25 protein-coding genes are annotated in these 17,026 nt (G+C 41.6%); 1 reads left to right on the top strand and 24 read right to left on the bottom strand.

Translation table 11 applies throughout. The features are described 5' to 3' along the window. Window positions 1-224: 224 nt before the first annotated feature. The 24 genes from CDG60_RS08720 to CDG60_RS08605 all read right to left on the bottom strand — a co-directional run bounded on the left by CDG60_RS08720 (window position 225) and on the right by CDG60_RS08605 (window position 15,428). Window positions 225-3,152, bottom strand: coding sequence for a tape measure protein (locus CDG60_RS08720; protein ID WP_087514332.1), 2,928 nt, complete (start codon window positions 3,150-3,152; stop codon window positions 225-227). Window positions 3,153-3,206: 54 nt separating this feature from the next. After that, window positions 3,207-3,347: a hypothetical protein gene (locus CDG60_RS18605; RefSeq protein ID WP_394373891.1), complete on the bottom strand. Its 141-nt coding sequence runs from the start codon at window positions 3,345-3,347 to the stop codon at window positions 3,207-3,209. A 92-nt stretch (window positions 3,348-3,439) separates the two neighbouring features. Further along, complete coding sequence (locus tag CDG60_RS08710; protein ID WP_087514334.1) at window positions 3,440-3,877, bottom strand: phage tail assembly chaperone family protein, TAC; 438 nt, start codon at window positions 3,875-3,877, stop codon at window positions 3,440-3,442. A 1-nt stretch (window position 3,878) separates the two neighbouring features. Continuing rightward, window positions 3,879-4,358, bottom strand: a complete 480-nt coding sequence (locus CDG60_RS08705) for a phage tail tube protein (RefSeq protein ID WP_087514335.1) — start codon at window positions 4,356-4,358, stop codon at window positions 3,879-3,881. Window positions 4,359-4,436: 78 nt separating this feature from the next. After that, on the bottom strand, window positions 4,437-4,796 hold the full coding sequence (gene gp17 / locus CDG60_RS08700; RefSeq protein WP_087514336.1) for a DUF3168 domain-containing protein: 360 nt from the start codon (window positions 4,794-4,796) through the stop codon (window positions 4,437-4,439). Further along, window positions 4,793-5,248, bottom strand: coding sequence for an HK97-gp10 family putative phage morphogenesis protein (locus CDG60_RS08695; RefSeq protein WP_087514337.1), 456 nt, complete (start codon window positions 5,246-5,248; stop codon window positions 4,793-4,795). Before CDG60_RS08695 ends, gp17 begins: the two co-directional genes overlap by 4 nt. A gap of 3 nt (window positions 5,249-5,251) precedes the next feature. Beyond that, window positions 5,252-5,584 carry a phage head closure protein gene (locus CDG60_RS08690; protein ID WP_087514338.1) on the bottom strand — a complete coding sequence of 111 codons (333 nt, stop codon included), beginning with the start codon at window positions 5,582-5,584 and terminating at the stop codon, window positions 5,252-5,254. A 3-nt stretch (window positions 5,585-5,587) separates the two neighbouring features. Next, entirely contained in the window at window positions 5,588-5,908 is a 321-nt protein-coding gene (locus CDG60_RS08685) for a head-tail connector protein (protein ID WP_087514339.1), read from the bottom strand. Continuing rightward, window positions 5,865-6,068, bottom strand: a complete 204-nt coding sequence (locus tag CDG60_RS08680; RefSeq protein WP_087514340.1) for a hypothetical protein — start codon at window positions 6,066-6,068, stop codon at window positions 5,865-5,867. The genes CDG60_RS08685 and CDG60_RS08680 overlap by 44 nt, the downstream gene beginning before the upstream one ends. Before the next feature lie 53 nt (window positions 6,069-6,121). Continuing rightward, complete coding sequence (locus CDG60_RS08675) at window positions 6,122-7,321, bottom strand: phage major capsid protein (RefSeq protein WP_087514341.1); 1,200 nt, start codon at window positions 7,319-7,321, stop codon at window positions 6,122-6,124. Between the two features lie 6 nt (window positions 7,322-7,327). Next, complete coding sequence (locus CDG60_RS08670; RefSeq protein ID WP_087514342.1) at window positions 7,328-7,993, bottom strand: HK97 family phage prohead protease; 666 nt, start codon at window positions 7,991-7,993, stop codon at window positions 7,328-7,330. Beyond that, entirely contained in the window at window positions 7,974-9,200 is a 1,227-nt protein-coding gene (locus CDG60_RS08665) for a phage portal protein (protein WP_087514343.1), read from the bottom strand. Before CDG60_RS08665 ends, CDG60_RS08670 begins: the two co-directional genes overlap by 20 nt. Beyond that, entirely contained in the window at window positions 9,200-10,921 is a 1,722-nt protein-coding gene (locus CDG60_RS08660) for a terminase large subunit (protein ID WP_087514344.1), read from the bottom strand. Before CDG60_RS08660 ends, CDG60_RS08665 begins: the two co-directional genes overlap by 1 nt. A gap of 12 nt (window positions 10,922-10,933) precedes the next feature. Next, window positions 10,934-11,380, bottom strand: coding sequence for a phage terminase small subunit P27 family (locus tag CDG60_RS08655; RefSeq protein WP_087514345.1), 447 nt, complete (start codon window positions 11,378-11,380; stop codon window positions 10,934-10,936). A gap of 75 nt (window positions 11,381-11,455) precedes the next feature. Continuing rightward, window positions 11,456-11,824 carry an HNH endonuclease gene (locus CDG60_RS08650; protein WP_087514346.1) on the bottom strand — a complete coding sequence of 123 codons (369 nt, stop codon included), beginning with the start codon at window positions 11,822-11,824 and terminating at the stop codon, window positions 11,456-11,458. 3 nt (window positions 11,825-11,827) lie between these two features. Further along, entirely contained in the window at window positions 11,828-12,043 is a 216-nt protein-coding gene (locus CDG60_RS08645; protein ID WP_087514347.1) for a hypothetical protein, read from the bottom strand. Between the two features lie 119 nt (window positions 12,044-12,162). Continuing rightward, the gene (locus tag CDG60_RS08640) at window positions 12,163-12,519 is read right to left on the bottom strand and encodes a hypothetical protein (protein WP_087514348.1); all 357 of its coding nucleotides are present in this window, start codon (window positions 12,517-12,519) and stop codon (window positions 12,163-12,165) included. A 197-nt stretch (window positions 12,520-12,716) separates the two neighbouring features. Then, window positions 12,717-12,935 (bottom strand): hypothetical protein, encoded by a 219-nt coding sequence (locus CDG60_RS08635; RefSeq protein ID WP_087514349.1) that lies wholly within the window; start codon window positions 12,933-12,935, stop codon window positions 12,717-12,719. Window positions 12,936-13,239: 304 nt separating this feature from the next. After that, window positions 13,240-13,521, bottom strand: coding sequence for a hypothetical protein (locus CDG60_RS08630; RefSeq protein WP_087514350.1), 282 nt, complete (start codon window positions 13,519-13,521; stop codon window positions 13,240-13,242). Between the two features lie 191 nt (window positions 13,522-13,712). After that, window positions 13,713-14,009 carry a hypothetical protein gene (locus CDG60_RS08625; protein ID WP_160117011.1) on the bottom strand — a complete coding sequence of 99 codons (297 nt, stop codon included), beginning with the start codon at window positions 14,007-14,009 and terminating at the stop codon, window positions 13,713-13,715. A gap of 129 nt (window positions 14,010-14,138) precedes the next feature. Then, a complete protein-coding gene (locus CDG60_RS08620) occupies window positions 14,139-14,480 on the bottom strand; it encodes a hypothetical protein (RefSeq protein WP_087514352.1) in 342 nt (113 codons plus the stop codon). A gap of 170 nt (window positions 14,481-14,650) precedes the next feature. After that, complete coding sequence (locus CDG60_RS08615) at window positions 14,651-14,863, bottom strand: hypothetical protein (protein WP_087514353.1); 213 nt, start codon at window positions 14,861-14,863, stop codon at window positions 14,651-14,653. Between the two features lie 3 nt (window positions 14,864-14,866). Further along, a complete protein-coding gene (locus CDG60_RS08610; RefSeq protein ID WP_087514354.1) occupies window positions 14,867-15,082 on the bottom strand; it encodes a cold-shock protein in 216 nt (71 codons plus the stop codon). Between the two features lie 124 nt (window positions 15,083-15,206). Next, on the bottom strand, window positions 15,207-15,428 hold the full coding sequence (locus CDG60_RS08605) for a transposase (RefSeq protein WP_087514355.1): 222 nt from the start codon (window positions 15,426-15,428) through the stop codon (window positions 15,207-15,209). Between the two features lie 471 nt (window positions 15,429-15,899). On the opposite strand from CDG60_RS08605, the gene CDG60_RS08600 reads away from it, so the two are divergent. After that, the gene (locus tag CDG60_RS08600) at window positions 15,900-16,925 is read left to right on the top strand and encodes an IS30-like element ISAba125 family transposase (protein ID WP_010326927.1); all 1,026 of its coding nucleotides are present in this window, start codon (window positions 15,900-15,902) and stop codon (window positions 16,923-16,925) included. The last annotated feature ends 101 nt before the right edge of the window (window positions 16,926-17,026 follow it).

Here is a 17,026-nt window from a genome sequence, read left to right as displayed (position 1 = left end):
TTGCAAACCTGTAGTGTTCTCAGTACATCCACAAAGACAGATAATCATTGTTAAAAATAATATTTTTTTCATTTTAAAGTACCAGTAAATTTCACACAAAATATCAATTTCGTGACATGTTTAACATTATACTTTTTATTAATATTTTTTGAGTCAGATCTGATCCTGATATACATATCGGGTTCAGATCTGACTGCAATTATTTTCTTTCCTGGTTCAGAAACTCACCGTCTTACTCCTGCTGTTGTATTTGCTCTCAGTTGCTTACTTTCAAATGAGTTTGGATTACTCAGTTGAATCCATGACTGCTTTGCTTCCTGTTGAGCCACCTTCTGCACAATATCAATAGTCACTGAACCGTCACTTCCATGCGACTGTTCTGCGGTGTAACCCTGAGGGACGTTGATATTAATATTCACACCATCAGGCCTTTTATTCGCAAGATAGCTGGTCAGATCCTTGTTCTGTTGTGGATTCAGTACACGTTCACCTCCATCGAGCAACCAGGTGCCTTCTTTGGGTACATTCGCAATACCATCATGTGCCATACCTGTCAGTGCAACTCCCTGAATCGCTGACATCAGATCATTGGTCTGTATGACCGTTGCAGCTGCAGCTCCAATTTTCTGCAGTAAAGTGACATTGGATGGATCATTCCATGCAGCAAGCACAGCCCCTTTTGCATTCAGTAAGGCACTTGAGAAAACAAAACCTTTCTGAAGTGCAAAGGCAAGTCTGTAGGAGGCTGATGATTTTTCTCCATAACTCTCCAGTAATGAACCCATCATCCCAAACATTGCACCATAGCCCGCTAAAGTGGCAGCCTGGGATTGATCCCTTACATCCTGCAGATTCTGCTCATACTGAACATCAAGTGCATTTTTCTGAGTCAGATATTCTTCATGTGCCTGTAAAAGTGCTGCATAACGTTCGTCATCTGAAGTGTAGACATCATTGGTCATAATGTTCTGTTCAACCGATGTTCTACTGTTCTGCAAGTCAAGCTGTGCTTTACTCCTGTCTCTCGCCAGACTCCATTCAGCAAAGTCCTGCGGCGACATGCTGGCCTTAGCCATAATGTCTTCCGAATTCCCAGAAAGACCCTGAATCTGAGCATTCATGCTCTGCACAGCATTAAGTTGTTCAAACTGCTTCTGCAACTGAACTTTTCTGAACTCTTCCAGGTCTTGCTGATACACAGCCTTTTGCAGTTCAAGGTATTTCTGCCGGCTGGTATCATCTACGCTATATGCTTCTTCAATCTCCCTGATTGCCTCTGAGTTATCCAGTTCAATTTTCTGAAGATCCGTGGCATACATCCTGTAAATACTGTTCCGACGTTTATTCAGGTCTTCAGCCAGGCGCAACATTTCATCATTGCCTTTACCAATCAGATCCACTTCACCCTGAACGTCTTTCCATGCCAGTTTTGTACTTTTTCCAAGTACTGAAACATGAAGATGACCACCTGTAGCCCGTTTCGATGGATCCTTATACTCATTCAGGATTTTGACTGAATACCCGTAGCGTCTCGCAACATCCTCAAGGACTTTGACAGCGCTTTCAGCTTCTTTGGCATTCTTCAGTGTAAAGTCAAATGCATTACCAGTAGCATGCCTGCTGTTTGTTCCCTTGTGATAACGATCATTGAAAGCAGTAAAACGGTTGAGTGAATTGCCCAGTGCAGAATTCGCCAGTTGTGCAAATTCAGCGGTATAACCTCTGATCTGACCACCGCCCACAGATTCAGATGATTTGATATTCAAACCGCGTAAATGTGAATTGGAGACCAGTCCATTTCCCAGACCATCAAGCAGCTTTTTCTGTTTCTCAAGCTCTCTGTTGGTTTTTGCCACACCTGCAGTCGCAACAGCTGCTCCCGATTTAGCCTGAATTTTATAACGTGCTAAAGCATCTTCAGCACTGGTGTTGCCTTTTTTCTGAGTAGCGATAAATTCGTTATATTTTTTCTCCGCTGCACCAAAGCCTTTTGTAATGGCATCTGTACGGGCAATCGTTTCAGCATCAATTGCCCTCATAGAGTCTTCCCATGCCATCTGTTTGGAAGCATTTGAGGATCTTTTATTAAACGGATCCGAAATCATGTCCACACCTGCAGCAACAGAAACACTGGCTTTCTGTACCCATGATCTGAGCGTAGTCCAGGTGTTTCCAAGTGCATTCAGTTCTGCAATAGTGGCTCGCCATTTTTCTACCAGAAAATCTGAAGTCAGTCCGAATGAATCTGCAATACTTTTCATTTCAGAACGGGCATCACCACCAAAGATACTGAATGCCACACCAAATCCTGCCAGCCCTGCTTCAATTGCACCAGAAGATATCAATGCTGTGAGGCCCTGTATTCCATCACTGGCAAGATCAACACCGTCCCGCATCAATTCCCCCACACCTGCGCTTGAAATCGCAAGGTACAGATCTTTCCAGCTGTCTTCCATATTGGCAATGGAACCATCCAGAGAATCCATCCGTTTGGCCATTGATCCTGCAAATTCATTTTCCCCGATTTTCATCAGGTACTCTTCAATTGAATCCGCACTGTTTTTTACAGTAGTGGTTGTTCCCTGAAAGGTAAAAGCAACGTCTTCGCCCTGTTTACTTGCCTTAACACCAAATTCTTTCAGTCGTTCAAACTCTCCAGTGGAAGCATCCGCTACAGCTTCAATAAACTGCATCAGGTCTTTACCCATTGCAGCTGCAGTATTTCCGTATGATCTTAACGCCCGCTCTGATGGGGTCAGTCCCAGATTGACCAGTTTGGTAAAGCCTTCAACTGCCTGATCCATACTGTAAGGCGTTTCTTTTGCAAACTGTGAAAGTGCAGCATAAGCAACTTTGGCATTCTCAGCAGACTTCGTTGCCGTTTCCAGCCCCGCAATCTGAACATCATAAGCCCGCTGAGCACCCATTACTTTATCCAGCGTGATATATGAGGCTGCTACACCAGCAATCGTCCCCGCGAGCCCAGCCACCATTGGCACTGCTTTCTGTGCCAGATTGCCTAAATCTGAAAATCCTTGCCCAATTTTTGAAGCAGATGATTTTACCTTTTTCTCTGCTCTGTCCAGTGGTTCAGTGAACTGGCCAATCCGAGCAATCAGATCCAGTGTTAATGTTCCCAGTTTGCTGCTCACATAAACCTCCAGGCATAAAAAAACCGCCTGAGAGGCGGTTGTAATGTTTCATTTTCAGCTCCAGGCTGCTTTATTTCTGATTGATTTCAGACGTTCCTGTTCAAAACTGGTTTCAGGCTGATCTTCATTCGGCATAAAGGATAGAGCTTCCACACTCTCAGGATCTTTGACTTTAAAAAGAGTATAGTGAGCCATCCAGTTACCGAACCCCTGCTCAACTCTCCGCCCTACAAATAAAGAGCCTCTGCGTTTGCGATAGGCTCTCCATAAATTAAGCTCTGGCTGACTCAGATTTCTTCTTGCTTCTGCAATGGTTCGTCCGCCGATTCCGTTGATGACGAGCTCACACCAGAATTCGTCATCTGCTTCGAGATCCAGTACTTTCCCGAAAAATCGAGCACCGCATCTGCTGCTTTATACATAGCATCCAGTAACTCAGTTGAGACACTTCCTGTATCCTGCACTTTGGGAAAGAAACGTTTGCCTTCACTTTCATATACCGAATGAAAAACGATAGCTTTGGTCAGCTGATCCACGGTAGCAGTGTGTTTCTCATTTAGCCCCCAGACATCTATGGCATTGACCTTTTCATCATGAGAAAGAATTTTAATAAAAACTTCCCCCTCAAACTCACCTCCATCAGCTCCACGGAACCTGATGGTCTTTTCCACGAGTGAACCAACCCCAAGGGCTGTCTGTGCAGTTTTTAATGTAAGTTTTGTCATGTTATAAACCTACTCTGAATTCGTCAGTTACTTTCGACTGACGCTTAAATGGAATAGTATGGTTATTCAGTGCATCAAGTCCGATTACAACTGAATTTTTACGTAGAATTGCCGTACACCATGACCAGGTTCTGTCCTCAGGCAGCTCTACAATTCCACCTGTAAGTGTTGGAATACTGACACCATCACCCCATCCCACATATATTCCAACCAGCTCCTTTCTGTCAGCCAGATCCAGTGCAATGACATGGGTCGCATTATTAGGGTCTGTGTTGATTTTCAGACTGCCTTCACCTGGTGTACTCAGTCCATAATCGTTCGTTCTCACCTCTACTTCTTCCAGACAGGTATTATCCACCTCAGCAGCAGTGTCATCACCGAAGATCAGCTCCGAAATACATGCCATTTTTGTCAGGGTTGGTACTGTACCGTGCAAAATCCATACATTAGTACCATTCCCTAAAACACCTTTTTTCGCCATGAGTATTCACTCCTCAAATTTCAGGCATAAAAAAACCTGCAAAATGCAGGGTCAAATATCTGGTTTCATCACTGTTTATTAGCGATCAAGCCACCAGTTCGCATCAAATCCACGTCCAAAAATGGTTTGATCACCCATTTTTTCACAATGGTTTGGATGCAGATTTGTGATTGTACAAAGCGGATCCAGCACACTGCTGACTGCTTTTCTGATATCTGAAGCTCTTGTAGCCTGTGTGTCGTAAACAACAAGCTGAAATGTCAGATGATCAATTTGTGGGGAACAATCAATATTATGCTCAGGTATACCTCCAACAGTTGACCAGACAACATAAGGAAATATTGTCCCAGCAGGAGCAACATCCTCATAAATACGGTTCTGTAATGTGCTGTTCACAGGTGAAGAAAATAAAACCTCTACTACAGGAAGAATATTCATGACAAAACCTTTTCAATTTCTTCGTTAAGCACACGCACAAATGTATCCGTCACTTGCCGAGTATTATTTGATAATGCTGGACGCATAAACGGCACCGATGGACTGTTCACGCTTCCATATTCAATCCAGCGCCAGTGTCTGGTATCACCACCGCTTAAACGGGGAGGAACAGGATTAGAGAATGAGGCACCACCTCTTACACCGATCCGCATTATTTCAGAACCTGAATTCCGGGAACGGCCTGATGCCACGCCAATATTTTTCCATATTTTTTCGCGGGTCTCAGGATCATCAATTGCTTTAGCATTTTGCCTGGCAGCATCTTTAACCACATTGGCTGCCTGCCTGAGCGCCTTTCGAACAAGTGACTTAACTTTTTTAGGGTTATTGAGTGCTTTCAACTTCTTCTCAATGTCATTCAAGCCCTGAATATCAAACTGAGTACTGGACATCGCTTACTCCACGACTTTAAGCTCAAACGTGGCATATGTTTCAGCATCGTCATTATCTGGCTTTGCAGGTGAAATAACCTGAAAAACATAACCACCCCATAAAACACGCATCAGTGTCGTAATATCTGAACGTTTCCGGATGATCAGCCTCGCATTTATCTCTGTTCCAGCTGCTCTGGCTGTTAAAGTGTCCTTTACAGAGAGAAATTCAACCTTAGCCCAGAGTTTCCGTACATCAGTCCAGACTGGATCCAGTTCATTGTTGTATCCATCCCGCTCAGACCTGTATTCCTGGAGTGTAATGCGGTGTCGGAGTTTACCCGCCTGTATTCCCATAAGTCACCCCACATTGATAAAACGATGTCTGCGCCAGAGCCATTCAGTCGCAAATGGGAGATTCTGTGAGTTACCCGTAGTTTCTCTGTTCTGATACCAGTGGCCAATTAATAATTTAGCTCCCTGGATAATGGCCATATTGATATGTATCCCATGCTTAACATCAGCCGGAATTTCCATAAGTTCAGGAAACAGCTGCCTGTTTGTTGATTCCTCAAATGCGATAAATGAAGCATCAATTAAAGCCTGAATATCCGAATCTTCATCATCATGGTCAATTTTAAGGTGTAGTTTTGCCTGTTCCAGCGTTAGAAACTGATTCATTCTGCTTTCCTTTGGCCTTTAATGTTGCAACCTTCAGCTGGTTTACAGCCACTTCTGCAACCCGCTCATCCACATCATGCTCACCAGCTTCAAAAGTGATGACCTTGTTGCCGTTTTCCACGGCGACTTCAAATAACTCTCTGACTGTAATTACCGGCATATCTTTCTCCTGAAAATATGCCTCAGGAAAGAGGCATATTTTTGACTGTTGATTTAAGCTGCAAGGGTCAGGACTTTGATGGCATTGCTGTCCAGCAACATACCGCCCGTCCGTTTGGTCGTGTAGAAACCTACATATGGCTTATTGGTGTACGGATCACGTAATACTCGTGTTCCCATTCGATCAACAATCAGATAGCCACGCTTGAAGTTGCCAAATAAGACTGCATTTGCATCTGCCACGGCTTCTGGCATGTCTTCATTTTCTTCAATGCCATAACCTAGCAATGTGGATGGTTGCCCCAACTGCAGACCAGGCTGCCATAAGTAATTTCCTTCGCTGTCTTTGAACTTACGGACTTTTGCCTGTGTCAGATTGGTCATCATGAACAGAGCACCGTTTCGGTGACCTTTTTTCAGGGAATAGATCAGGTCAATCAGATTATCACCGCTGAAACCACCAGCCAGCCCCGAATTGATTTTCTGGATTTTTCCAAAGTCACGCTCTTTATCCACTTCATCAGTCAGTGTATGAGCAAGAATACCTTTCGGTTTCTTTACACCATCACCCAGCAGGAATGCCTGACCTTCCTTTTCAGCAAACTCACGGGCAACTTCTGTTGAAATCCAGTTTTCAACATTGAAGAACACATCATCAAGAGAAGTCTGTGTAGCCTGAGGGTTCGCATAAATTTCCCCCATGGTCGCCTGCAGCTGTGCAAGTGTCGGTGTCCCTGTCGCAGGACGTAAATCCGTTTCACCGACCCAGCCTGACCCCGAACCACCCAGATTGACCAGTTTTTTATAGTCAGGTGAACCCACTGTGATCTGTGAGCAGACACTTCGCATTGGACTTTCATTTCTGAGAAGCTCAAGCAGTGTCCGATCCAGTTCTTCCGGTACTGCATAGCCACCATCAGGACTGGTCGTGGTCTGAACCGCTTTAACTTCAAGCTCAGTTAAGCCATCTTCCACACCTTTACGCATGAACTGATAGAAAGCCGTTTTATGGGCATCCACTTCCGCACCAGCCGCTACACCAGGGCGTTTGGCTGCCTTGATTTCCTTTTCAAGTTCTTCTTTCAGGCTATCCAGTTCACCCAGTTTTTCATTCAGCTTATCTGTCTTTTCTTCAAGTGCCTGCTTTTCAGACTTGATTGCTTCAAGTTCTTTATCATTTGATTTTTTAAAATCCTCAAATGCGCCCTTTAACTCTTTAGCGACTTCGCCAATATCTTTTTCATCAATAGCCATGAGTATTTAACCTCTTAAAAATGCTGTTAAGTCTTTAAATGATTGAAGTGCCTCATCCTGACTTTCAGCATCCCGCTGAGAATCCAGTGCACAGTAGCCTTTAGCCATAAAAGCTTTGGCCTGTTTTCGTGAAAAACCCATAACATCGCGCAATGCTTTTTCCACAGTGGTCGGTGATGGAATATCACCTTTCTGAAGTGCTGTTTTCACTTCAGTAATCTTTGCATCTGTATTTGCTGGAAAAGTCACAATGGACACCTCCCACAGATCAATTTCTTTGAGGTAGTACAGGTCTTCCTGTTTATGGTATTCAGCATCCACGACCATGTAGCCGATAGACATGCCTTTGACACTGCCTGCTTTCATATGAGCATGAGCACGTTTGGCAAGAGGATCTTCTTCAATAAGAAGTTTTCCGCGTACAAACAGTCCGTGATCATCCTCTTTCATCTCAGTGAATGGACCAATCGGTTCGGACATCTTGTGCTGCCATAACACAGGAGGCAGGTCATTTCTTTTTGACCATGATTCAAGCGTACTTTTGAATGCACCCTTTACAACCACATCTCCATAGCTGTCCACCACATCAAAAACGGATGCATATCCTTCAAATTCACCCGTATCAGATACACTTTTAATGTTCAGCGGGACGTTAAGATACTTTATCTGCATCACCATCCTCCTCAGGTTTGGTTGTCATATTCATTGGTGTCAGATAGATGTCGCCACCTTCACGTGGGTTCATATCTTCAAGCTCCCTGCAGTCATTCGGACTCAGCCATCCCCACTGAATCCCTTTTCCATAGGATTCATAACGGGTCTTCAGGTCACCTCTGAGTAAGGCTCCTGCATTGAATTTGGCATAATGTGTTTTGCGGTCTTTTTCATTGAGCAGTCCCACCCGGATCCGGGACTCAATACGGGTCATATAGGGCACCAGTGAATAGTTCACAAAGCTCATGCCCATATGTTCAATATTGTTCAGTGTCATTTTGTCCATAGCCGCCACAAGATGTGGTGGAACTCTGTATAAGCCACAGATTTCTGCTTTCTGATATTCACGTGTTTCCAGAAACTGTGAGTCTTCCAGATTCAGTGCTGTCGGTTTCCATTTCAGCCCCTGTTCAAGAATCATCGGCTTGTAGGTATTGGCGAGACCTGTGTAATTTTCCTCAAATTCTTTTTTCAGACGGGAAAATGCAACATCAGTCAGAGATTCATCCGTTTCAAGAACACCTGATGTCACAGCACCGTTCTTGAACAGTGTTGCTCCATGTTCTTCAGTATCCAGACCAAGGGCTATACTTTTTCGCGCATAGGCAACCGGGTTCAGGCCTGTAAGCCCATCCAGGGTGAATAACCGCACATGCCATATTTCTGCCTGTGTCAGTGTCCTCAACCCACCATTTTTAAAGTTCACTTCATACTCCACAGTCCAGTCATCCCGCAGTTTTGGCGTAACCGAAGATGGATCCAGAGGAAGCAGTTCAACCACCTGCCCCAGGGCATACACTTTATAAGCATAGAAATTGCCCCGTAAGCACAGACAGACCATCAGAAGCTCCCAGAACTCCTGTGCTGTCATATAGTCATTCGGTGCAATGCTCAGCAGCTCATAAAGCTTGTGTTCAGCAGCTGGATGTTTGAACTTCCCTGTCTGCTTATACAACCTGCATGGCAACATACCGAGTGATTCAGAAAGTACCCGTACACAGGAAAAGACAATTGCAAGCTGCATTGCCCTCAATGGTGTAATCGCCTGTCCTGTTCCGGTCACAAACTCAGCACCGAAAATACGCGCCAGGTCATCAGGTCCTGAAATAATCAGGGGAGTGAACTTGAAACCAAGCCACTCCCCAATTTTTGCTTTAATACTCATTAGAGTCTTCGAACCCCGTATTTTTCAATGTGCTTCGATAAGTCGTCCTCTTCAGGATCACTTGTTAAGATCAGTACACGGTTGATGCCCATAAGTACGGCCACTGCACCGTCAATTTTCTTGAACCTCTTTTCCTTATCAGGGAATTCCGTGTCATTTTTTCCTGTTTTGGATACAACATTACCAATCATCCAGGAAAGCACGGGATTACCATCATGGTGAAACCGACCTGCAGCTATAGCAGCTTCAAGTTCTTTCATTGCCGGTGAAAAGACTTTGGTGATTTTCGGTACCTTGATAGAGGTATAACCCGCTTCATCCACCTGTTTGGAAATCTGAAAGCCACCCCATTCGTCATAAGGAACTTCCTTGACGGACAGATGTTCTGCATCATTGATAATGTCTTCAGCAATTTCATTCAGATCATTCTCAAATCCATCACAGACATTCAGCAGTTCAAGCTTCATCCATTTCTGATAACGCTCCACCACCTGCTTTTCCTCACCGTTATAGACGGTGTCATAAGGAAGATAAAACTGAGGTGAAATACAGTAGTAATGAATCTTTCCCTCAATAATTCTGTAGAACAGGTTAATCCGTGCAGCAATATCAATCTTTGAAGACAGATCTACACAGATCATGCAGGCATCATTTCTGAAGTCATCAACTTTCAGCGTGGTGTCTTTGCACTTGTTCCACTGCTCCATATTGAAATAAGCCGACTTAGCGGACACCCAAACATTCAGATGCTTTGTCTTGAAGGCATTCTGCTTTGCAGCATTCTGTATGGCACGGCGTTGCTGCGATTCCAGATAGTCTGAATAAACAGAAACCCCATAATTGGGGTTCGCTTTTCTCAATACATCTGGATCAGTCCAGTCATCATCGTCATCTATCGTCCATATAAAGCCAAACAGCTCATCATCAGGAACAGTACCGAGTAACATCTCCTGAATCCGCACCCTCAGGTCATAACACGGACCTTCGATATTGAATCCTGCTGTAGTAATCGTAAAAATAAGCGGCTGTCTTCTGGAACCCATACCTGTCTGCATGGTGTCATAGAGTGCAGAAGTCGGATGTTCATGAAATTCATCCACAACAGCACAGTGCGGTGACTGACCATCCGGTGGATCACCGATAATGGTTTCAAAAACAGATCCATCTTCCGGGATTTCAAGACTGCCCGCATTAATCTGTATACCTGCAGCTTCAACAAAGTCAGGGGAACGGATTGCCATCAGCCTGGCAGGCTTAAATACTTCCCATGCCTGTTTCTCTGTCGTCGCACCTGCATAAACCTCTGAGCCGAACTCACCATCATTGGCAAACATATTCAGAGCAACACCTGCAGCAATGGCAGACTTACCATTTTTACGAGGCACTTCCCAGTAGCTTTCGCGGAAGCGTCTGTATCCATCTTTTTTACGCACCCAGCCAAAAGTGCAGGCAATTCCAAATTTCTGCCACGGCTCCAGGTCAATGGTGAGCCGTTTCATTGCCCATTCACCCTTGGTATGTGGCAAAAGTTCAATGAATGCGATCTTTTTTTCAGCTAATTTAGGGTCAAATTTGTATAAAAAATCCCGATTTTTCTGTTTTTTCAGGTCATTTAAGTGTCTTTCGCAGGCTAATTTCACCCATTTACACGCAGGAATTTTGTCTGAGACGACTTGCTTAGCCCATTTATTTGCAATGTCCACATTAGGGAAAGCTGTCATTTCTACCCCAGTTTACATGTTGAGCACCTTTGCAAACGCATTTTCCTTTGGCTTACCTCCAGTGCCTGTCAGACGGTTACGGGAGGCAGGATCAAGACCAAGCATTGCACCAAATGAGGCCATTTGTTTTGATGCTTCGTTTACAGCGGTGAGCGCTGGATTTTTAATTCGTCCACTATCTGTCTGAATGGAAACTCCATATAAAACAACTTCATTCTGTGCCTCCCTTAGGTTGTGGTAAGCCATACAGAACATCTCAATATTGTGCAGATCTGTCAGTTTAAGAACCTTTCTTTTTAGCAGTTCCGGGACAATTGAATTCCACATAACCACTGCCTGATCCATGGTGTTCATATACTCAGGAACATCAATATTGAATACATTTTCGAAATCTGTATCACCAGTTGGCTTAACTTTAGGCTTTCGACCAACACCAGTGACTGCCTTAACTCCACCCATTTGTCAAGACCCTCAACTTTTAATTTCGCTTGCGTAAAAATGTATCTAGGAGGGCGGTCATGTAGCTGAAAAGTCTTAACTTTTTGACCTCCCCCTCCCTTTCTCACAGGCTGTTTTGAACTTATGACACGGCGAGCACAGTGCCTGCAGATTACTCTGATCATCTGTACCGCCGTGAGCCTTGGATACAATGTGATCCACGTCAGTCGCTTCAGTCGTTCTGCCATCCGCACGGCATATCACACATAAATATTCATCACGCTTCAGGATCTGTTCACGAAGCTTACGCCATACATGACCATAACCACGCTGAGTGGTTGAGCCTGATCTGTCCTGTCTTCTGTTCCAGTTACTGCGCTTTGATGCATGCTTATCACAATAACCATTCTGTGCCTGTGAGTTCACCACACCTGAGCAGTTGTATTCTCTGCAGGGTCGTGCCATGGTTCAGTCCTCATCATCAAGATACCGTTCTGACCTTTGATCGCCAAGGTCAAGATGATCAAGCATTTCATTGATCTGTGCTGCCTGCTCCAGGTTTACCTGTATCAGCTGGCTGTTCTGTTCGATCAGTGTGTTCTGATTCTGAATAAGCTGATTGTTCTGACTGATCAGCTGTGAGATGAGCAATAACATCTCTGAGCCTTTTTCTACTGTATTCATACATAACTCTCATTTTTTCACGGCGTTCTTCACACCCTTTGCAGGACATAGTGGTGCTCCACACTTGAATTGCGGGCAATAAAAAACCCTGCATTTGCAGGGTTCTTTTCTTAGTTCTTTCAGGAGAAATCAAGCGCTTTCTCAAAGTGCTTCAATTCATGTCGCGCCATGGCCAGGTTTGATCTCTGACGATCAAGCACAACATAAAGGAATAAGGCATCGTTAGATTCCAATGGTCTTATCAAATGATACTGCTTACCCAAAGTAATCAGGATATCTTCAATTTGATCCTGAAGCCCTAAGGTAGCAGCCGTTTTTCTCTTTGCTCGAATGACTTCAGTATTACCGGCAGCTGCAAGCTCAAGATTCAATCCCGAACCCTGTTCTGCCAGGATTAATCCACTTTCACTGTCAACAAGAGCACCAACAACAAAACCGTCTATATTATTTAAAGTTTCCAGGCTGATTTTCGCCATTTTAATTTCCCCTTTAATACTTATTACAATGGGTGTCATGAAATGCAAATTTATAACAAATAATCATATTTGTTATAAATTTAAATCTACCACATGACAAAAAAATGTAAATGTATTAACACCTGATTTTTAATTAAATTTTTATGACATATCAAGTGATTTTTAAAACAAGCAAAAAAACTCAACTTTAGACGAACTTAATTTTTTAATTCCTGTACATACTTTTCAACCAGGTCAGTAGCTTCCCAAAGTTTCAGATCTTTTAAAACCCAGAAAAAATATACATCCCTTCCTACAAGGAAAGATCGTCTGCAGTATTCGGATCTCTTACCCTTTATAACTTCCCCGGCACTAAAAGACTGCTTATCAAAATCAACAACCTTACCTGCGAGGTCACCACCAATACATACTTTCATATCTGGAACCTGAAGATTTAATTAAACAGGACTATAACATAAATAAAAGTTTACCAAAGGGTAAAGTTTATAAATTTAAATTTATTGGAATATAAAGATTTTTAATGAATTCTTCATATTTTTATTAGAAACTGTTTTTATTTCTGTAAATTTCCATCCCATTAAAAAAAGCCCCATAGATATCTACGGAGCTTCGCCTTTATCATTTGCGCTGATACAAGGTGCTGTTAAGCGGTTGAAATTATACAGACTTTACCAAAAGATGTATACCGCATGTATGTTCAAGGAAAATTCATGTGATTCATTATCTTTTTTTGATATACAACTCATTGTAAGCCCAGGTTAAAAATGCAGCATTGTCTGAGAAATTTGGTATGAAATTTAGTGCAATAGTTCTGATGCCACCAAAATCTCCATGTAAGAGGTGTTTTCTGGGCTCTACAAAGAAAGATGAATCACTTCCCATGTGGAGACATTTGAAATAGATAACAGCCTTATCAAAGTTAGATAACTCTCTAAAGCCAGGCTTTTCATTAACAAAATAATAGATTTGAGCTAAAGAACGCTTTTCGACAGGAGAAGTCATAAATAATCTTCTTGTATGTTATTTATTATTGTTATCTCACTGAAATTAGGTAAATTCAATCATAAAATCAGCATTAAAATTGATCAAAAGTTCAAATTCAATCTTTTTCTTCAATGGAAATATTCACTGTCAAAAGACAAAATAATTCTGGATTATAAGACAAAATACCTTAACATCCAGAATTATAAGGTTCAGTTGTACTTCATCTCAGGTAAATTAAAGATATCCAGTGTTGGCTCAGGAACAGGGGTGCTCTTTGGAACCTGTTTGTAGTCTTTTTTATTGTCACGGATCGGACAGCCTTTTTGCCCCCACTTCACTACAACACCATCATCAATCTGAAATGCATAGCTACATCCGACAATCGTAAAAGGGTTTTGCTTTTCAAATATCCATATTTCTGAATTTGATCTGATCGTTCCCCTTTTATCTGGGTTACCTAACTTAGCAGTTAACTCCTGCTTTGATAAACCAACATACGAGCTCATTTGATCCCGATTTGTTTCATATCTGCTGGCACTACCGGATACTGTTCCAGTAGGTGATAGAACACAGCCAGACAACCCCATTGTCAATAAAAGCACCATTATACTTTTCATATATTTCAACCATTAATACTATTTAGAAACTGTATAACAAACATTCATGCTGCCCTGTTCCTGCTTAAAACAATTCCATTGACCTTTTTTATACTTTTTGGCTGAAAGAACATCTTCAGGAGTTGTACCCAGATAGTGCTTACAATTACCACCACATGTAGTTGATTGCTCTATCAGGTATTCTTTTTGAGCAAATTCCAGATAAATAAAGCCACCACCTGAACCTACCCCTCGCTGGATCGCACAGGATTGAGCATTTTTCTCATCAACTGTAAAACACTGGCCTGAGTAATGTGTAATGTCATAAGCAAAACCTGACCCAGACAACACGATAAGTGTCAGTGGTAAAATCCATTTCATTTGTAGCATATCCCTATAAAACAAAACCCCGCAAATGCGAGGTTTATCCAGTGGACCACAATAACTCCGTCCACTACGAAAGGAATATGCCATATCCCTTGTACAGGGTCAAGCTTCTCCCTTACTTGAAGTATTGTAGTAGCCATATTTAAATTACAGTTAATAAACAATCAAGATAACTTAAAAACTTTCCCAGTTTTATTGCTATGGAAATGAAGATCCAAGCTAGGCTTAATTATTTCATCATCTATATTTATGCAGCGAATACAATCACCAAAACTATTAGGCTCATCATTTGATCTTTCACACATTGCGTCAACTGTGTATACAGCACCGTGTTGATCAACCACATTTACCAGCACTTTTTCTAATGAAGTATTCATAATTTAATTATCAATCGCGACAATTTCACTTGCCTGTAAGCCGCGCTGTCCTTTAGAAACTAAAAACTGAACACGTTGACCTTCGGCTAATGTTTTGAAGCCATTTGATATAATTTGAGAAAAATGAGCAAAAACTTCATTGCCGTTATCTCCCTCAATAAAACCAAACCCTTTTGTATCATTGAACCACTTAACAGTGCCAGTTGATAAATTAGACATATATTTTCCCTTGTAGATTATTGTGATTGAGAAAAAGCTGAAATACCTTAAGTTTAATAAAATTAAAAAAACAAAAAATAAAATAAAACTCTTACTCTATGATGAATTGAATAATACTGAATAATTAAGAATACAATTTATAAAGCTTATTCAGTTCAGTATAAAAAGATTTGCCATCTAAATTCAGTTCAATTTTTTTGCCTGACTCAAGTTGAACCTGTTTTGTAACCTCAACCCAAGTTATGCCAGTCATTGTGCTTTGAACTTTATTTAAAGGGATGATGTTTACTCGTATAACATCGCCATTAGGAGCTGCGGCGGTTGTCCAGCCATTTTTAATGTTCATTTAATTACCCATATAATGAGCTTTTGTAAACAACAAAGTATTTAAAGATAAAAACCAATAGTAAGTTGAGGATAATTCACTCAAAAAGATATTTAAACTTATGAAATTTACAGTAGCTGTGAAATCAATAAAAAGATATAAAAATTAAATTAGTATCTTGAGAAGATAGTTTAAAGGAAACCCACAAATAGCAGCAGGCCTCCCTTGATCGGCATGATGCGAATTCATGCTATGCGTTAACTGTTTGAATTCGGTGCGAACACCTGATATTTGAAGGGAATACGCAATTCCTATAACAACTCAAACACTACCGTTCCGCTTACGGATTCGATCAAACCCACTATAACAGATCCTTACCTTATAACCTATTTAAATCTAAATTTAATTATTATATAAGAAAAAATCATTAATAATCTGGGCAGAGTAAAACTTGAAGTGCGACATAAACCACCTAATTAATTTAAAGGGTTTATGGAGTATATAAAATTGTCATACCATCATCTTAACTTTGAAGATCGTACTGCATTAATGCTTGAGTCAAGAAAAGAAGGCTTTTCAGCCAGAAAATTTGCTGAACTCATTAAAAGACATCCTAGTACGATCTATCGTGAGCTTAAAAGAAATAGCATCAATGACGTTTATCAAGCTCGATATGCTTCTGATAACACCTTCGCTAGACGTAGACGTGGTCACAGAAAACTCAAAATCGATTCAATCCTCTGGAAATTTATTGTTGAAGCGATCCGTTGTTTATGGTCTCCTCAGCAAATAGCAAAACGTTTAAAGACATTTCCTGATTTGGATCAAACAATGAATGTAAGCCATACAACGATTTATTCAACGATACGAGCATTACCAAAGGGTGAGTTGAAAAAAGACTTATTATCCTGTCTGCGTCATGAAAATAAAAAGCGAAAAGCTAACGGTGAACCTAAAAAAGATTCTATATTACAGGATATTAAAACTATTCATGAGCGCCCAGCCGAAGTTCAAGAAAGAAAAATACCGGGTCATTGGGAAGCTGATTTAATTAAAGGTAAAGACAATAAAAGTTCGATAGCAACACTTATTGAACGAAATACACGGCTCTGTATCTTGGCAACATTACCTGATGCAAAGGCAGAATCAGTGCGCAAGGCTTTAACTGAAGCTCTGAAATATTTACCTGCAGAACTGCGTAAAACGTTGACCTATGACCGTGGACGCGAGATGGCAGAACATAAAATACTTGAAGAAGATTTAGGCATAGATGTATATTTCTGTGACCCACATTCACCCTGGCAAAAAGGCACATGCGAAAATATGAATGGTTTAATTAGGCAATATTTACCTAAAGGGATTGATTTAAATCAGGCAGATCAGCATTATTTAAATCAAGTTGCCATGTCACTGAATACTCGTCCTAGAAAAGCGTTAGATTGGCTTACACCATTAGAGAAATTTGCTCAGCTTGTTGATTATCATAAGACTTTTCAAACTGTCGCACCTCATGTTTGAATTCGCCCAGCATGAAAAAACATATCAATTAAACTTCTACAAGTAAAATCAATCGGCATAAAAAAAACCCAGAAAGCATTGAGCAATCTGAGTTATAAACT

This window comes from Acinetobacter chinensis (assembly GCF_002165375.2).
GTDB classification, from domain to species: domain Bacteria; phylum Pseudomonadota; class Gammaproteobacteria; order Pseudomonadales; family Moraxellaceae; genus Acinetobacter; species Acinetobacter chinensis.
This window is presented reverse-complemented; position numbering and strand designations above follow the sequence as displayed.

Bases quoted from the DNA above. Each gene is read 5' to 3' on its own strand.
- CDG60_RS08645 (WP_087514347.1), bottom strand. From the start codon at position 12,043: ATGAATACAGTAGAAAAAGGCTCAGAGATGTTATTGCTCATCTCACAG.
- CDG60_RS18605 (WP_394373891.1), bottom strand. From the start codon at position 3,347: ATGGCTCACTATACTCTTTTTAAAGTCAAAGATCCTGAGAGTGTGGAA.
- CDG60_RS08660 (WP_087514344.1), bottom strand. From the start codon at position 10,921: ATGACAGCTTTCCCTAATGTGGACATTGCAAATAAATGGGCTAAGCAA.
- CDG60_RS08630 (WP_087514350.1), bottom strand. From the start codon at position 13,521: ATGACTTCTCCTGTCGAAAAGCGTTCTTTAGCTCAAATCTATTATTTT.
- CDG60_RS08680 (WP_087514340.1), bottom strand. From the start codon at position 6,068: ATGCCGGTAATTACAGTCAGAGAGTTATTTGAAGTCGCCGTGGAAAAC.
- gp17 (WP_087514336.1), bottom strand. From the start codon at position 4,796: ATGAATATTCTTCCTGTAGTAGAGGTTTTATTTTCTTCACCTGTGAAC.
- CDG60_RS08670 (WP_087514342.1), bottom strand. From the start codon at position 7,993: ATGCAGATAAAGTATCTTAACGTCCCGCTGAACATTAAAAGTGTATCT.
- CDG60_RS08655 (WP_087514345.1), bottom strand. From the start codon at position 11,380: ATGGGTGGAGTTAAGGCAGTCACTGGTGTTGGTCGAAAGCCTAAAGTT.
- CDG60_RS08610 (WP_087514354.1), bottom strand. From the start codon at position 15,082: ATGTCTAATTTATCAACTGGCACTGTTAAGTGGTTCAATGATACAAAA.
- CDG60_RS08615 (WP_087514353.1), bottom strand. From the start codon at position 14,863: ATGAATACTTCATTAGAAAAAGTGCTGGTAAATGTGGTTGATCAACAC.
- CDG60_RS08620 (WP_087514352.1), bottom strand. From the start codon at position 14,480: ATGAAATGGATTTTACCACTGACACTTATCGTGTTGTCTGGGTCAGGT.
- CDG60_RS08625 (WP_160117011.1), bottom strand. From the start codon at position 14,009: ATGAGCTCGTATGTTGGTTTATCAAAGCAGGAGTTAACTGCTAAGTTA.
- CDG60_RS08675 (WP_087514341.1), bottom strand. From the start codon at position 7,321: ATGGCTATTGATGAAAAAGATATTGGCGAAGTCGCTAAAGAGTTAAAG.
- CDG60_RS08650 (WP_087514346.1), bottom strand. From the start codon at position 11,824: ATGGCACGACCCTGCAGAGAATACAACTGCTCAGGTGTGGTGAACTCA.
- CDG60_RS08710 (WP_087514334.1), bottom strand. From the start codon at position 3,877: ATGACAAAACTTACATTAAAAACTGCACAGACAGCCCTTGGGGTTGGT.
- CDG60_RS08600 (WP_010326927.1), top strand. From the start codon at position 15,900: ATGGAGTATATAAAATTGTCATACCATCATCTTAACTTTGAAGATCGT.
- CDG60_RS08705 (WP_087514335.1), bottom strand. From the start codon at position 4,358: ATGGCGAAAAAAGGTGTTTTAGGGAATGGTACTAATGTATGGATTTTG.
- CDG60_RS08640 (WP_087514348.1), bottom strand. From the start codon at position 12,519: ATGGCGAAAATCAGCCTGGAAACTTTAAATAATATAGACGGTTTTGTT.
- CDG60_RS08635 (WP_087514349.1), bottom strand. From the start codon at position 12,935: ATGAAAGTATGTATTGGTGGTGACCTCGCAGGTAAGGTTGTTGATTTT.
- CDG60_RS08690 (WP_087514338.1), bottom strand. From the start codon at position 5,584: ATGGGAATACAGGCGGGTAAACTCCGACACCGCATTACACTCCAGGAA.
- CDG60_RS08665 (WP_087514343.1), bottom strand. From the start codon at position 9,200: ATGAGTATTAAAGCAAAAATTGGGGAGTGGCTTGGTTTCAAGTTCACT.
- CDG60_RS08605 (WP_087514355.1), bottom strand. From the start codon at position 15,428: ATGAACATTAAAAATGGCTGGACAACCGCCGCAGCTCCTAATGGCGAT.
- CDG60_RS08685 (WP_087514339.1), bottom strand. From the start codon at position 5,908: ATGAATCAGTTTCTAACGCTGGAACAGGCAAAACTACACCTTAAAATT.
- CDG60_RS08695 (WP_087514337.1), bottom strand. From the start codon at position 5,248: ATGTCCAGTACTCAGTTTGATATTCAGGGCTTGAATGACATTGAGAAG.